The organism is Pluralibacter sp., from assembly GCF_019237635.1.
Lineage (GTDB): Bacteria > Pseudomonadota > Gammaproteobacteria > Enterobacterales > Enterobacteriaceae > Enterobacter_B.
On record NZ_JAFAGS010000110.1, the window covers coordinates 1 to 15,243 of the forward strand.

A 15,243-nucleotide genomic window follows, 5' to 3' on the forward strand; every position below is an offset into this window, starting at 1 on the left:
GGGCTTTGCGTGGTGCGCGGCGAGGACGTGCTCAGCCATCTGCCGTTGCCCATCGCCGGGCTGATGAGCGCCGAACCGACCGATACGCTCGCCCGGCAAATTGGCGATTTGAAAGCAGTCTGCCGGGAGTGCGGCATTACGCTCGACGAACCGTTTATCCAGATGGCATTCCTGTCTTTGCCGGTGATCCCGGCGCTTAAGCTCACCAGCAAGGGGCTTTTTGACAGCAGCGATTTTTGCTTCACGTCGCTCGAAGTCGAACGCTAAGGTCTGTGCGGCCGCGCCAGCGGTCGCATCCTACCCGCACTCAGCCACGCGTTCCAGGCCGGCGCTCACCGTCGGGACTTCGCCCGCGCCCACCAGACAACAGGCCAGTTGGATCTTCAGCGACGCCGGAATCGGCTCAACGCCAGCCACGCAGCGCTCAATCCACTTCGCCGTCAGTAGCGGATCTTTGGATTCCGGCAACACGGCGTGTTGATCCTCCTGCTGACGAGCGAACAGCATGCGCTCTCCGGCGCCGTCAATCAGGTTGATCTGCGGGCAACGAGACGGGTTAGCGTAGACTTCCCCTTCGGTACCGTGCATCAGCAGCGCCCTGCCGCCCAGACTGGCGAAGAATTGCGCCACCCGCGGCAAGTATTCCGGATGCGACACGCTGGACAACCTGAGCGCGGCGTCTTCAGCAAACGGCGTTGCCAGCTTCGCCAGGGTGTGGGCGCTGTTGCGCACCCCCATCTGCCAGCGGTATGCCAGCTGCTTTTCAAGCGGCGGACACAATGCCCCAATCGGCACGTACACCGGCTGATGGCCGTCGAGCTTCGCCTGCGCCTGTCCGGCATGATGCGTCGCCTCGATGCCCAACAGTTCAAACACGGTTTCCGTCAGCACGCGGGTCGGATCTTCGCTGACGCCATGGACGATCACCGGAAAACCGAGCTTATGCAGCAGCATCGCCAGTAGCGGGGTCAGGTTAGCCTGTCTGCGCGCGCCGTTATAACTGGGGATCACCACCGGCATCGGTTTCCCCGGCGGCGGCGTCAGACGCATGACGTGATGCTGCATGGCCTCGTAAAAGCCGCGCATTTCCGCCTCGCCTTCTCCCTTAATACGCAGAGCAATCAGGATACCGCCCATCTCAAGATCCGGTACATCTCCCTCAAGCATCCGCGTGTAGAGGCCACGGGCAGTGTCGAAATCCAGATCCCGGGCATGGTTTTTACCCCGACCGATTTCTTTGATGATTTTGCGGTAATCCACACGATATCTCCTTCTGACGTCTTGCAAACACTATAACGCTGATGAATGGGTTACGGATGACTTTTTTCTGCACCGACCTGACCGGTTAAATTATAACCACCTGTATTTGGGCGATATTTATTTTTGCAAACCCTAATTGCACTACTAATGTTCTGCAAAACAGATTATCCCTGCTCGTCGATTTGCTTAAATAGTCAGCGGATGATGTTCCCTCAGATATTCCTCCCTTATGGATTTAATAACTCAATGGATAAATGACATGGTGCTTATATGAAGAAAATTGTTCTTGGTACATTAATCGCCTCATCGTTGTGCGGCTCATTGCCGGTATTCGCGGCAACCAATGGCGAAGGTCAGATTAACTTTACGGGCGAAATTCTGGATTCCGCGTGTGAAGTAGTAAATAGCTTAAGTAACCCATTGAACGTGGATTTAGGCAAAGTGTCCAAAACCGCCTTTAGCGGTATTGGCTCAACGGCTGATACCACCGAATTCGCGATTCAGTTAAAAAATTGCCCGGAGACTGTCAGTACAGCAGCCATTACATTTGGCGGGACGCCGGATGCGGATAACAGTAACGTGCTGGCACTCACCGCAGGGACGGGCGTGGCGGCAGGTGTCGGTATTCAACTGCTGGATTCAGCAAAACAGCCGCTGAATCTCTACACGGCATCGCAGCCTTATACACTGCAATCAGGCACAACAGACAATAACCTTCAGTTTGCCGCCCGTTATATTCAAACGCAGTCAGCGATTAACGCAGGTCCGGCGAATGCCGTTTCTACGTTCACTGTCGTTTATAACTAACGATTAACCCGAAGATATTAATCACGTCCTCTGATTAATATCTTCATTTCCTGGAATACATATCATGCGATACGGTTTACTTTTGACGCCGCTTTTACTCGCCGCGGCAACCGCACATGCTGGCGTTATTATAGGCGGTACACGCCTGGTTTATCATGGAGAGAAAAAAGAAGCCTCTGTCGGCATCACGAACCCAGATTCACTGGACTATCTCATCCAGTCCTGGACTGATAACAGCGAAAACAGTACCACAAAGCCACCGTTTTTGGTCACACCGCCCCTGTTCCGCCTCGATGCTCATCAGCAAAATACCCTGCGGGTCGTACATACCGGCGGTAATCTGCCCACCGATCGCGAGTCGTTATATTGGTTGAATATTAAAGCGATTCCATCCTCCACGCGCCAGGCGGGTATTAATACGCTACAAATCGCGATTAAAACCCGTATTAAGCTTATTTTCCGACCTCAAACTGTGAAAGGAAAACCGGAGGAGTCAGCCAACATGCTGGAATGGCGCCAGCAGGGCCAGACGCTTGTTGTTAATAATCCCACGCCATTTTATATGAACTTTCAAACGGTCACGGTAAATGGTAAGAAAATAAGTGGCGTCACCTGGGCGAAACCCAAAGGGGATACGCAATTTACCTTACCCGCTACCGTCTCCGGTAACACCGTATCATGGTCAGTCATTACCGATTACGGAAGTATCAGTAAAACCTGGAGCAAACCCCTGCATTAATCGTTCACCCCGTACCTGTTTTTACTTTTGAGATAATCATGCGTATCGCTAATCGCCTGAGGTTATTGAAACTCAGCGTCCACCTGCTCGTTATTCTGCTCCTGTTCGGCATTCATCCGGGCGCACGGGCATGGGCGGAGGATTATTTCAATCCCGCGTTATTAGATATTGATACGCCAGGACAAAGTAAAACCGATCTCTCTGTTTATGAAAATGGCCCAGGACAGGCGCCGGGGAAATACCGCGTAACCCTGTTCATCAATAATAAAAAAATAGACAGCCTGCAGGTTGATTTTAAGCTGGAAAAATCCAGTACCGGGAGTTCCTCGCTACAGCCCTGCCTGTCAGTGGCAAGGTTAAAACAACTCGGGGTACTGACGACGAAATTTCCTGCACTGGCCACCAGCGGTCCGTGCGCTGACTTACATGCCATCCCCAATGCCTCGGCCACGTTTCGTGTCAGCGAACAGCAACTGCTGTTGAGTATTCCTCAATCGGCGCTCGGGCAAATTCCACGCGGTTATATCGCCCCGGAAGAATTCGACGAGGGAATCAACGCTGGCATTCTGAACTATAGCATTAGCGGTTCCCGGAACCACGCCCTGCAGTCGGGTATGACGGACAGCAACAGCCTGTATGTCAATCTACGTCCGGGGCTGAATCTTGGCGCATGGCGTCTGCGCAACTATTCAACCTGGAGTCGTACCACTAACGGCCGCGACACAGAGACTGATTTCTCATCGGTCTATACCTACGCCCGCCGCGATATTATTGCGCTAAAAAGCCAGCTCACCGTCGGACAGAGCAGCACACCCGCCAATGTCTTTGACAGCGTTCCCTACACCGGCGCCGCCATGGCTTCCGATGACGACATGCTGCCGGACAGTGAAAAAGGTTACGCGCCCATCATCCGCGGGATTGCGCACAGCAATGCGCAAGTGGTGGTACGCCAAAACGGTTATATCATCTATCAAAACAGCGTCGCCCCGGGCGCCTTTGAAATTAACGATCTCTACCCGACAGGCGGTAGCGGCGACCTCAATGTGACGGTGAAAGAGACGGACGGTAGCGAGCAACACTTTGTGGTGCCCTATGCTTCCGTTCCGGTTTTACAGCGCGAAGGTCATCTTAAATACCAGGTAGCGGCCGGACGATACCGTTCCTATGACAGCAGCGTTGAGCAAACGCCGTTTATGCAAAGCAGCGTTATTTATGGTCTGCCGAAAGGCTTTACCGTCTACGGTGGCTTCCAGCAAAGCCAGTACTATCAGTCGCAGGCGCTCGGCATGGGTAAAAACCTGGGCGATTTAGGCGCTTTTTCCGTGGACGTCACGCACGCCCGCGCGTTGCTTAAAAACCACAGCAGCAGCGAAGGGAATTCGTGGCGTCTGCGTTATAGCAAGGATATCGCCGCCACTGGCACTAACTTTTCTCTTGCGGGCTACCGTTACAACAGCCAGGGATTCTACACTCTGGGCGATACCCTCGACTCCTGGACCCAAAGCAACGACTGGTCGGCGCCACAGCAGCGACGCGCTCGTTCAGAGGTCACTATCGATCAAAACCTGGGCCAAAAATGGGGCTCCCTTACCCTGAGCCTGGTGAACGAGCGCTACTGGGACGGTTCCCCGCCAATGACGTCTGTCGCCTTCGGCTACAACAACAACTGGCACGATATCAGCTATAGCCTCAATTACAGCGTCAATAAAAACGCAGACGATAACACCGACAGCGACACCAGCGGCGACGATCGCATACTGGCGTTTAACATCTCCGTCCCGCTTGATCACTGGATGCCGAAAACCTGGGCAAGCTACAACCTGAATAACAGCAAAAGCGGCACCACGCAGAATATTGGCTTAAACGGCACTGCGCTGCGTGACAACAACCTTAACTGGAGCATTCAGCAGGGGATAACCCGTAGCGGTGCGGGCAACAGCACAAACCTGAATGCCGACTATAAAGGCACCTATGGCGAAGTAAACGCAGGCTACAGCCAGGACAGTTACCAGCGCAGCGTCAATTATGGCCTGCAAGGGGGTGTGCTGGTTCACGCCAACGGCATCACGCTGAGCCAACCGCTTGGCGAAACCATTGCGCTGGTCAAAGCGCCCGGCACCCACGGGACACACATCGCCAACCAGACCGGCGTCGCGACGGATTTCCGCGGCTATACCGTCGTCCCCTACGTGAGCGCTTACCGTCATACCACCATTGCGCTGGATACCGAAACGCTACCGGACGACACCGATGTTACCCAGGCCGTACAGACCGTCACCCCCACCCGGGGCGCCGTTGTACGGGCCAACTTCCATCCCCGTGTCGGCAACCGGGTACTGATTCACCTTGAACGCAACGGTAAGCCGCTGCCCTTTGGCGCGACCGTCACCACCGACGACCAGGACAGCGAATTTATCGTCGGCGACGACGGGCAGACCTATATCACCGGGCTGGCCTCCCACGGACATCTGACGGCGAGCTGGGGCACAGACAGCCATAGTCGCTGCACGGCGAAATATTCACTGCCGGAAAATAACCACGATCCGATCATTAACCTGTCAGCCACCTGTCGCTGAACGAGAGACAACGATGCAATGCCTGAAATTAGTTAGCCTTCTGTTAACCCTGTGCGCCAGCGCTTTATTGATACCGCATGCAGAAGCAGCCTGCACCTCACCCACGATCCCTTACGATGTTTCGGTCCCTGAAATTCGCGTATCCAATAGTCTCACGCCGGGCAGCATTATCCCGGGAACAGAACAAAACATTGATGTGGAGGGCAACTGTAATGACAACAGAGCCGGCATGCCCATTGTCGCCTGCTACTACGGTAGCGGCAACGAGATAGCGGGTTACCCCGGTGTGTACAAAACAGGGATTGCAGGAATTGGCATCACGTTAATCAACCAGCAGGGGCAGCGTGTCCGGGGCGGTGGAACACAATGCGACACGCGCAGCACGCCGCTGGGGTATGTCTCTTCCGATGGCAACAATACTTTTAACTTCAACGTGGCGCTGGCGTTGGTCAAAACGTCGACAAATGTCACGTCCGGGACGCTACAGCAGTCGGAAACACGCTTTGGGATCGGCGTATACGGGCACGAAGGTATCGGCACCCCCAATACGGTGTCTTATGCCGGAACGGTCAACGTTTTACAAGTCACCTGCGCGGTATCGCCGCAAAGTCTGAACATTACCCTGGGCGACTTTCCGGTGAGTGACTTCACGCATATTGGCGCCACCACCAGCGAAAAAGGGTTTGACGTCAATATTACCTGCGACGATACCGTTCAGCCGGAAGTGATGCTCTCCAGCGCCAACGGTTATGAAAGCAGCTACCCGGGCGTCATTAAACTGACGCCTGAAAACGGCGCAGCAACCGGGGTTGGCATCGAAATGATGTTCGACGGCATGGTCGCCACCTTTGATCAATACAAGACAACGGCAAGTCTCGCCTACATTAACCAGACGCTACAGATACCGTTTACGGCGCGCTATTACCAGACGACCGACACCGTCACGCCCGGTACGGCTAACGGCGTCGCCACCCTCACCATTGGGTATAAATAATGAAAAAAATCAGTGGGGTACTTGTAGCCTGTGTGCTGATGCCCGCCGCCTGCGCCGATGTTATTCAGGTGCAAATGACAGGAAACATCTATGCAAATACCTGCGCCGTCGACAGCGCCAGCCAGAACCTGACCGTCGACCTCGGCCAGGATTCCGCCAGCAACTTCAGAAGTATTGGCGATACCGGCGAGTGGAAAGATTTTGACCTGACGCTATCGCAGTGTCCGGCAACCATCACATTAGCCACCGCGCAGTTCAAAGGACAGGCCGACGCCCAGCATCCCACAACGTTCGCCAATACCGGTACGGCAGGCGGACTGGCGCTGGAGCTTGCGGACCGACAGGACAAAACAGTGCTGGCGCCGCAGGCAACGTTCAGCGTCTCAGTGAACCAGAGTGACCACACTGCCGATTTCCCGCTCTCCGCCCGCTATTACGCCACCCGCGAACCCGTCACCGGCGGGACATTTAACGCCACTGTACAGGTGACGTTTACCTACCAGTGAGTGAGCTTTTTTTCGCAGACACGGCCCGACGGCGCCCGGGCTTTTTCACCGCCGACAGCGTTTTCCCCTCTGGCGCCTCCGGCTGCTCAATCGGGAAGACCGGCAGGGCGTTCAGCAGGCGCTGACCATAATTTTTGGTCAACAGCCGTTTGTCATAGATAACCACTTCCCCCCAGCAGCTGTGACTACGGATCAGGCGGCCGACCTGTTGTATCAGGTTGAACGAGGCGCTCGGCAGACTCTGCACTTCAAACGGATAGCGGTTCAGGCTTTTCAGCCACTCGCCTTCGGTGACGACCACCGGGCTGTCGACAGGCGGAAAGGCGATTTTATGAATATGTACCTGGCTTAACAGGTCGCCCTTCAGGTCGAGTCCCTCCGCGAACGATTGCAACCCGACCAACACGCTGCGTTCACCGCCTTCCACCCGCTTACGGTGCAGCTCTACCAGCCGGTAGCGCGGCTGATCGCCCTGCACCAGCAGCAGCAGACGCAGATCGGTGACATGCTCCAGAAAACGCTGCATCGCTCTGCCGCTTGCAAACAGCACCAGCATGCCGCGATGCCGTTCTTCGGCCAGCGCCTGGCGGAAAAACGCCGCCATTTCGGCAATGTGCTGCTCTTCGCTGTCAATAAGCGGTTCATAGCGCATCTTCGGGATGACGATTTTGCCCTGCTCCACGTGGTTAAACGGCGAGTCGAGCGCGACAAAGCGATCGCCCGCTTTCTCTCTCAGTCCGCTCAGTTCCTGCAGACGGGAAAAGCTGTTCAACGAACGCAGCGTGGCGGAGGTCACGACAATGTGCGGCACGCTGCGCCACAGCAGTTTTTCCAGCTGATCGCTGACGCGAATGCCGACGCAGTGAAACCAGACGTGCACCTGGCCGTCGCGGGTATCGCGGGTGGCCCATTTGCTCACCGGCGCGCCGGAAGCCTGCGCCATTGACGCCAGCCGCCACAGCTTGCTCTGCGCTTCGAACATCCCCAGCGCCCGGTTCATCTGCAGCAGCACGCGGTGCAGACGCACGATGTCATGGCTGCCTGTTTTCTCGCTAAGATCGCCCAGAAACAGCTCCGCCAGGCCGCGCAGTTGCTCGGTGAGTTTCGCCAGGCGCTGACAAATCGCCATCACTTCATCAGGCAGCTCGCCCATCGCAAAGCGGTGCTCAGCCTCCAGGGCTGCGGGCATATAGAGATTGAGGATGTTATTCAGCGACGCAATAAGCTCATACAGCTCGTCGCAATGTTCCGTCAGCCGCTCCGGCACCGCCAGCGGCGGAATCGTTTTTGGCCGAAACTGCTCCATGCAGGTCGCGACCAGTTTCGTGAACAGGTCCAGTTGCAGGCGATACCAGGGCGCAGTGATTTCCGCGCTCATCTCCAGCGCATCGCGGGCGACATCCGGCAGATGATGGCCCTCATCCAGCACCAGCAGCAGGTTTTTCGGTTCCGGCAGTACCGCCTCGCTCTCCAGCGCCGCCATCACCAGCGCATGATTCGCCACCACCACTTCGGCTTCCTGAATTTCCCGTCGGGCGACAAAAAACGGACACTCGCGGTAGTAATGGCAGTTGCGGTTAAGACAGCTGGCTTTATCCGTGCTGAGCCGCCGCCACAAATCGTCGTCAATCGCCAGATCGGTGTGATCGCGAAGCCCGTCCCACTTATAGCCGTCGAGAGAAGCTTTAAGTTTCGCACAGCGCTTTTGTTCTTCCTGATTGTTCGGCGTCAGCTCATCGTCAAGAAACGCCAGCAGATCCTGCTGGTTAGGCTCGCTGCTGGCCAGCGCCGCCAGATTGCGCGGACAGACGTAGCGCCCACGGCCAAAGGCGGCAGTAAAGCGGAGATCGGGAATGATTTTTTTGAGCAGCGGCAGATCTTTGCTGTAGATCTGATCCTGCAACGCGACGTTGGCGGTGCTGACCACCAGCGTTTTTTGTTCTTCACGGGCAATGGCGATGCCCGGAATCAGGTAGGAGAGCGTTTTCCCCACCCCGGTCGGCGCCTCGACAGCCAGGTGACGCCCCTCTTCTCCGGTCAGCGTTTTCGCCACATCGGCAATCATCTGCCGCTGCGGAGCGCGGGGAATGAAGTCGGGGATCTGTTCCTGTAGCGCCTTATACCAGGCCGCAATTTGCGCTTTCAGCGCGGCGGTGAGTGCCATGAAAAAACCTGAATACTGTATAAACAGCCACTATTCTGGCATTTTACTGCGCCAGTCGCAAAAAAAATGGCCGTATTCACGGCCATTCTCGCATTTTACTGGGCTGCCTGCGGCTTGCGGGGACGACGACGACGCGCCTGGTTATCCCCGGATTTGCGCGGCTCGCCGCCGCCTGCCGGTTTATCGCTACGGCGCGGCTGCTGGCCACCGTCGTGACGACGCGGCTGCTGCTGCCCGCGACCGCCACCGCCGCCGCGGCTCTGGCGACCGTTCTGAATGGGTTCCGCCTTGATGCTTGGATCCGGCTCATAACCCGCGGTGGCGATGCGCGGAATCTCTTTTTTCAGCAGGCGTTCGATATCGCGCAGCAGTTTGTGCTCATCGACGCAGACCAGCGACAGCGCTTCGCCGGTCGCCGCCGCGCGGCCGGTACGGCCGATACGGTGGACGTAGTCCTCCGGCACGTTCGGCAGCTCGTAGTTCACCACGTGCGGCAGCTCTTCGATATCCAGACCGCGCGCGGCAATGTCGGTGGCGACCAATACGCGGATATCGCCGGATTTAAAGTCGGCCAGCGCGCGGGTACGCGCTCCCTGGCTCTTGTTGCCGTGGATCGCGGCGCTGCGGATGCCGTCTTTATTCAGCTGCTCCGCCAGATGGTTAGCGCCGTGCTTAGTACGGGTAAACACCAGTACCTGCTGCCAGTTGCCCTCGCCAATCATCTGCGACAGCAGCTCCCGCTTGCGCTTTTTGTCCACAAAGTGAACGTGCTGCGTCACCTGCTCAGAGGCAGTATTCCGGCGCGCGACTTCAATTTCCAGCGGGTTGCGCAGCAGTTTTTCCGCAAGCGCTTTGATGTCGTCAGAGAAGGTGGCGGAGAACAGCAGGTTCTGACGCTTCGCCGGAAGCTTCGCCAGCACACGGCGGATATCGTGAATGAAGCCCATATCCAGCATACGGTCGGCTTCGTCGAGCACCAGGATTTCGACGCTGTCGAGCTTCAGGGCATTCTGATGTTCCAGATCCAGCAAGCGACCCGGCGTCGCCACCAGAATATCTACGCCACCGCGCAGCTTCATCATCTGCGGGTTGATGCTGACGCCGCCAAACACCACCAGCGAGCGAATGTTGAGGTATTTACTGTACTCACGCACGTTTTCGCCCACCTGCGCCGCCAGCTCGCGGGTTGGGGTGAGGATCAGCGCGCGTACCGGGCGACGGCCTTTCGCATGCGGTTCATTCTGAATCAGACGCTGCAGCAACGGCAGGGTAAAACCTGCCGTTTTACCGGTGCCGGTCTGGGCGCTGGCCATCAGATCACGGCCTTCCAACACGGCAGGAATCGCCTGCTGTTGAATAGGGGTAGGTTCGCGGTAGCCCTGCTCTGCAACAGCACGCAGAATTTCAGGATTCAGGCCAAGGGTATCAAACGACATAACAACTCCGAACCGCCCCGACCATGACAGGTGTAGTTTTCAGGGTGACAGTTACAATTAGAAGGACAAAAACCACAATGTCAGCAAGAAGCGGAGTGTAGCAGTTTTTGTGACGTACCGCATAAAATATCCCACCGCTATTGCTCAGCAAAACAATTTACCGCCAGAGGTGGACAAGCTACGTGTTCAGTCATAGTCTTAATCAATCGATTGATTAATTCCGGTTCTCCTATGAATACGACACCGACCACCAGCAAAGGCGAACAGGCGAAGAATCAGCTTATCCACGCCGCCATCGCGCAGTTTGGCGAGTACGGGCTTCACGCCACCACGCGCGATATCGCGGCGCAGGCCGGGCAGAACATTGCCGCCATCACCTACTATTTTGGCTCAAAAGAGGACCTGTATCTCGCCTGCGCCCAGTGGATCGCCGATTTCATCGGCCGCAATTTTCAGCCGCTGGCGCTACAGGCGGAAGAGATACTGCAACAGCCGACGGTAGACCGCGCTATCGTCCGCGAGTTAATTTTGCAAGCCAGCCGCAACATGATCCTGCTGCTTACCCGGGATGAGACGGTCAATCTCAGCAAATTCATTTCCCGCGAACAGCTGTCGCCGACGCCTGCGTATCAGCTCATCCACGGTCAGGTGATCGCCCCGCTGCACGGCTACCTGACTCGGCTGATTGCCGCCTATACCGGCCACAACCCTGACGATACCCGAATGATTCTCCATACCCACGCCATTATCGGCGAGATCCTCGCTTTTCGTCTGGGACGGGAAACCATTTTGCTGCGCACCGGCTGGACGACATTTAACGACGACAACGCAGAGCGCATTGTTCAGGTTATCACCTGTCATATTGATCTATTGCTGCAGGGCTTAACGCAAAGGAGCTGAAGTCATGAAAAAACCCGTCATCGTTATTCTGGCGGCTGTGCTGGTGGTTGCGGCCGTCGCTGGCGGCGCGCTGTGGTATGAGAGTCGCCAGAATAACGGGCTGACGCTGTACGGCAACGTGGATATTCGCACCGTGAACATGAGCTTTCGCGTCGGCGGACGCCTGCAGGCGCTGCAGGTGGACGAAGGCGATGCGATCAAGGCCGGACAAACCGTTGGCGAAATTGACCACGCACCGTATGAAAACGCCCTGATGCAGGCGAAAGCCAACGTGGCGGCGGCGCAGGCGAAATACGATCTCATCGTGGCCGGGTATCGCGATGAGGAGATAGCGCAGGCCGCAGCCGCCGTACGTCAGGCGCAGGCCGCCTATGACTATGCGCAGAATTTTTATCAGCGTCAGCAGGGGCTGTGGGCCAGTCGCACCATCTCCGCTAACGATCTGGAAAACGCCCGCTCCTCGCGGGATCAGACGCTTGCCAGCCTGAAGTCCGCGCAGGATAAATTGAACCAGTATCACGCCGGTAACCGCCCGCAGGAAATCGAACAGGCGAAAGCCAGCCTTGAACAGGCCCAGGCGCAGCTGGCGCAATCGCAACTCGACCTGCAGGATACCACCCTGCTCGCCCCCTCCGATGGCACGATCCTGACCCGCGCAGTGGAGCCCGGCAGTATGCTCAACGCAGGCAGCACCGTACTGACGCTCTCCCTGACGCGTCCGGTATGGGTACGCGCCTATGTGGATGAGAAAAACCTCGGTCAGGCGCAGCCGGGCCGCGAGCTGCTGCTGTACACCGACGGACGTCCGAATACGCCTTATCACGGTAAAATCGGTTTTGTCTCGCCCACGGCGGAGTTCACACCGAAAACAGTAGAAACGCCGGATCTGCGCACCGACCTCGTCTATCGTCTGCGCATCGTCGTGACCGATGCCGACGACGCCCTGCGCCAGGGGATGCCGGTAACGGTGAAGTTTACGAGCGGGGCGGCGCATGAATAAGTCGACGATCGCGCTCGACGGGCTTATCAAACGCTTTGCCGGTATGGACAAACCGGCGGTAGCGAAGCTCGACTGTACGATTCGCTCAGGCTACGTCACCGGGCTGGTCGGGCCGGACGGCGCGGGGAAAACCACACTGATGCGGATGCTTGCCGGGTTGTTAAAGCCGGACGAAGGCCGCGCCAGCGTCATCGGTTTTGATCCTATCCGCGACAACAGCGCCCTGCACGCCGCGCTGGGCTATATGCCGCAAAAATTTGGTCTGTACGAAGATCTGACGGTGATGGAAAACCTTAACCTCTACGCCGATCTTCGCAGCGTCACCGGGGAGACGCGGGAAAAAACCTTCGCCCGGCTGCTGGAGTTCACCTCGCTCGGCCCGTTCACCGGGCGGCTGGCCGGGAAGCTATCCGGCGGCATGAAGCAGAAGTTGGGGCTTGCCTGCACGCTGGTGGGCGAGCCGAAGGTGTTGCTGCTCGATGAGCCCGGCGTTGGCGTTGACCCTATCTCTCGACGCGAGCTGTGGCAGATGGTGCATGAGCTGGCGGGCGAAGGGATGCTCATCCTCTGGAGCACATCTTATCTCGACGAAGCCGAGCAGTGCCGCGACGTGCTGCTGATGAACGAAGGGGAGCTGCTGTATCAGGGCGAACCCAGGGCGCTGACCGACACCATGCGCGGCCGCTGCTTTCTGATGAACAGCCCGACGGTCAACAACCGCCGCCTGCTCCAGCAGGTGCTGAAGCTGCCGCAGGTCAGCGACGCCATGATCCAAGGACGCTCGGTGCGCCTGATCCTGAAAAAAGGGGCCGACGCCGACGATATCCGCCACACGGAAACGATGCCGGAGATCGTTATCGACGAAACGGCGCCACGCTTCGAAGACGCATTTATTGACCTGCTCGGCGGCGTCGGGACATCGGAATCGCCGCTGGGCGCCATTTTGCACACCGTAGAAGGCGCAAAAGACGAAACGGTCATTGAAGCCAAAGCGTTGACCAAAAAATTTGGCGATTTTGCCGCCACCGACCACGTCGACTTCGCCGTAAAACGCGGGGAGATCTTCGGTCTGCTCGGACCCAACGGCGCGGGGAAATCCACCACCTTTAAAATGATGTGCGGCCTGCTGGTGCCGACCTCCGGCCAGGCGCTGGTGCTGGATATGGATCTCAAGGTGAGCTCCGGGAAGGCGCGGCAACATCTGGGCTATATGGCGCAAAAATTCTCGCTCTACGGCAACCTGACGGTGGAGCAAAACCTGCGCTTTTTCTCCGGTGTCTATGGCCTGCGCGGTCGTGCGCAGAGCGAAAAAATCGCCAGCATGAGCGAAGCCTTCGCCTTAAAGAGCATTGCCAGCCACGCGACTGACGATCTGCCGCTCGGCTATAAACAGCGCCTGGCGCTGGCCTGTTCGCTGATGCACGAGCCGGACATTCTGTTCCTCGATGAGCCGACGTCGGGCGTTGACCCCCTCACCCGTCGTGAATTCTGGCTGCATATCAACAGCATGGTAGAAAAAGGGGTAACGGTGATGGTCACCACCCACTTTATGGACGAGGCGGAGTACTGCGACCGCATTGGCCTGGTGTACCGCGGTAAGCTTATCGCCAGCGGCACGCCCGATGCGCTAAAGGCGCAGGCGGCCGATGAAACGACCCCGGATCCAACCATGGAGCAGGCCTTTATCACGCTTATCCACGACTGGGATAAGGAGCATGCCGATGCGCAATAACCTTCTCTCCTGGCGCCGGGTGCGCGCCCTGTGCGTCAAAGAAACCCGGCAGATTGTCCGCGACCCCAGCAGTTGGCTGATTGCGGTGTTGATCCCGCTGATGCTGCTGTTTATCTTCGGCTACGGCATTAACCTGGATTCCAGTAAATTGCGGGTCGGGATCCTGCTTGAGCAGCAAAGCCAGGAGGCGCTGGATTTCGCCCACACCCTCACCGGCTCACCCTATATTGACGCCACCATCAGCGACGACCGCCAGGCGCTGATTCAAAAAATGCAGGCCGGGCGCATTCGCGGCCTGGTGGTGGTACCGGTCAACTTTGACAGCCAGATGGCACGCACTGGCGATACCGCGCCCATCCAGGTCATCACCGACGGCAGCGAGCCGAATACCGCTAACTTTGTGCAAGGCTACGTCCAGGGAATCTGGCAAATCTGGCAAAAACAACGCGCAGAGGATAACGGCGAAACCCTGGAACCGCTGATCGACGTGCAGCTGCGCTACTGGTTCAACCCGGCGGCTATCAGCCAACATTTTATTATCCCCGGCGCGGTGACCATCATCATGACGGTGATCGGCGCGATCCTGACTTCGCTGGTGATCGCCCGCGAATGGGAGCGCGGCACCATGGAAGCGCTGCTGTCGACAGAGGTGACCCGCGTCGAACTGCTGCTGTGCAAGCTGATTCCCTACTACTTTCTCGGCATGCTGGCGATGCTGCTCTGCATGCTGGTCTCGGTGTTTATTCTCGGCGTGCCGTACCGCGGTTCGCTGGTGATTCTGTTTCTGATAACCAGCCTGTTTTTACTGAGCACGCTGGGGATGGGGCTGCTTATCTCCACCATCACCCGCAACCAGTTTAACGCCGCCCAGGTGGCGTTGAACGCAGCGTTTTTACCGTCGATCATGCTGTCCGGTTTTATCTTCCAGATTGACAGTATGCCCGCTGCGATTCGCGCTGTGACCTACATCATCCCGGCACGCTATTTCGTCAGCACCCTGCAAAGCCTGTTTCTCGCCGGTAACATTCCGGTGGTGCTGTTTATCAATACGTTGTTTTTGATTGCGTCGGCGGTGATGTTTATTGGCCTGACGTGGCTTAAAACCAAACGGCGACTGGACTAAGGAGCG

The 15,243-nt window shown here is 57.2% G+C and carries 13 protein-coding genes; 10 read left to right on the plus strand and 3 right to left on the minus strand.

Features of this window, described 5'->3' with window-relative positions; genetic code table 11:
- The coding region (locus tag JO226_RS12715; protein WP_293592622.1) for an adenine deaminase C-terminal domain-containing protein at positions 1-267 on the plus strand (267 nt) is incomplete at its 5' end.
- 30 nt (positions 268-297) lie between these two features.
- Here JO226_RS12715 and ybiB read toward each other — a convergent pair.
- Positions 298-1,260, minus strand: coding sequence for a DNA-binding protein YbiB (ybiB, locus tag JO226_RS12720; RefSeq protein WP_293592624.1), 963 nt, complete (start codon positions 1,258-1,260; stop codon positions 298-300).
- 270 nt (positions 1,261-1,530) lie between these two features.
- Between ybiB and JO226_RS12725 the strand changes: the two genes are divergently transcribed.
- The 5 genes from JO226_RS12725 (at position 1,531) to JO226_RS12745 (ending at position 6,882) form a co-directional block, all read left to right on the plus strand.
- Entirely contained in the window at positions 1,531-2,067 is a 537-nt protein-coding gene (locus JO226_RS12725) for a fimbrial protein (RefSeq protein WP_293592626.1), read from the plus strand.
- Positions 2,068-2,131: 64 nt separating this feature from the next.
- Positions 2,132-2,806 carry a molecular chaperone gene (locus JO226_RS12730; RefSeq protein WP_293592628.1) on the plus strand — a complete coding sequence of 225 codons (675 nt, stop codon included), beginning with the start codon at positions 2,132-2,134 and terminating at the stop codon, positions 2,804-2,806.
- 38 nt (positions 2,807-2,844) lie between these two features.
- Positions 2,845-5,382, plus strand: a complete 2,538-nt coding sequence (locus JO226_RS12735) for a fimbria/pilus outer membrane usher protein (protein WP_293592630.1) — start codon at positions 2,845-2,847, stop codon at positions 5,380-5,382.
- 13 nt (positions 5,383-5,395) lie between these two features.
- Positions 5,396-6,376 carry a fimbrial protein gene (locus JO226_RS12740; RefSeq protein WP_293592632.1) on the plus strand — a complete coding sequence of 327 codons (981 nt, stop codon included), beginning with the start codon at positions 5,396-5,398 and terminating at the stop codon, positions 6,374-6,376.
- Entirely contained in the window at positions 6,376-6,882 is a 507-nt protein-coding gene (locus JO226_RS12745; RefSeq protein ID WP_293592634.1) for a fimbrial protein, read from the plus strand. Before JO226_RS12740 ends, JO226_RS12745 begins: the two co-directional genes overlap by 1 nt.
- On the opposite strand, the gene dinG is transcribed toward JO226_RS12745, so the two are convergent.
- Positions 6,869-9,046, minus strand: a complete 2,178-nt coding sequence (gene dinG / locus JO226_RS12750) for an ATP-dependent DNA helicase DinG (protein WP_293592636.1) — start codon at positions 9,044-9,046, stop codon at positions 6,869-6,871. The genes JO226_RS12745 and dinG overlap by 14 nt on opposite strands.
- 95 nt (positions 9,047-9,141) lie before the next feature.
- Positions 9,142-10,482 carry an ATP-dependent RNA helicase RhlE gene (rhlE, locus tag JO226_RS12755; RefSeq protein WP_293592638.1) on the minus strand — a complete coding sequence of 447 codons (1,341 nt, stop codon included), beginning with the start codon at positions 10,480-10,482 and terminating at the stop codon, positions 9,142-9,144.
- Between the two features lie 231 nt (positions 10,483-10,713).
- Here rhlE and cecR point away from each other — a divergent pair, with 231 nt between their 5' ends.
- From cecR to JO226_RS12775, 4 genes are read left to right on the plus strand one after another with little or no spacing between them, the layout of a single operon-like run.
- Positions 10,714-11,382 carry a transcriptional regulator CecR gene (gene cecR, locus JO226_RS12760; RefSeq protein ID WP_293592640.1) on the plus strand — a complete coding sequence of 223 codons (669 nt, stop codon included), beginning with the start codon at positions 10,714-10,716 and terminating at the stop codon, positions 11,380-11,382.
- Between the two features lie 4 nt (positions 11,383-11,386).
- Entirely contained in the window at positions 11,387-12,382 is a 996-nt protein-coding gene (hlyD, locus tag JO226_RS12765) for a secretion protein HlyD (protein ID WP_293592642.1), read from the plus strand.
- Positions 12,375-14,114, plus strand: a complete 1,740-nt coding sequence (locus JO226_RS12770; RefSeq protein ID WP_293592644.1) for an ATP-binding cassette domain-containing protein — start codon at positions 12,375-12,377, stop codon at positions 14,112-14,114. The genes hlyD and JO226_RS12770 overlap by 8 nt, the downstream gene beginning before the upstream one ends.
- Positions 14,104-15,237: an ABC transporter permease gene (locus JO226_RS12775; protein WP_293592646.1), complete on the plus strand. Its 1,134-nt coding sequence runs from the start codon at positions 14,104-14,106 to the stop codon at positions 15,235-15,237. Before JO226_RS12770 ends, JO226_RS12775 begins: the two co-directional genes overlap by 11 nt.
- The last annotated feature ends 6 nt before the right edge of the window (positions 15,238-15,243 follow it).

Coding starts and splice junctions, on each gene's coding strand:
- JO226_RS12725 (WP_293592626.1), top strand. CDS start 1,531: ATGAAGAAAATTGTTCTTGGTACATTAATCGCCTCATCGTTGTGCGGC.
- cecR (WP_293592640.1), top strand. CDS start 10,714: ATGAATACGACACCGACCACCAGCAAAGGCGAACAGGCGAAGAATCAG.
- JO226_RS12730 (WP_293592628.1), top strand. CDS start 2,132: ATGCGATACGGTTTACTTTTGACGCCGCTTTTACTCGCCGCGGCAACC.
- dinG (WP_293592636.1), bottom strand. CDS start 9,046: ATGGCACTCACCGCCGCGCTGAAAGCGCAAATTGCGGCCTGGTATAAG.
- JO226_RS12745 (WP_293592634.1), top strand. CDS start 6,376: ATGAAAAAAATCAGTGGGGTACTTGTAGCCTGTGTGCTGATGCCCGCC.
- JO226_RS12770 (WP_293592644.1), top strand. CDS start 12,375: ATGAATAAGTCGACGATCGCGCTCGACGGGCTTATCAAACGCTTTGCC.
- JO226_RS12735 (WP_293592630.1), top strand. CDS start 2,845: ATGCGTATCGCTAATCGCCTGAGGTTATTGAAACTCAGCGTCCACCTG.
- JO226_RS12775 (WP_293592646.1), top strand. CDS start 14,104: ATGCGCAATAACCTTCTCTCCTGGCGCCGGGTGCGCGCCCTGTGCGTC.
- JO226_RS12740 (WP_293592632.1), top strand. CDS start 5,396: ATGCAATGCCTGAAATTAGTTAGCCTTCTGTTAACCCTGTGCGCCAGC.
- hlyD (WP_293592642.1), top strand. CDS start 11,387: ATGAAAAAACCCGTCATCGTTATTCTGGCGGCTGTGCTGGTGGTTGCG.
- rhlE (WP_293592638.1), bottom strand. CDS start 10,482: ATGTCGTTTGATACCCTTGGCCTGAATCCTGAAATTCTGCGTGCTGTT.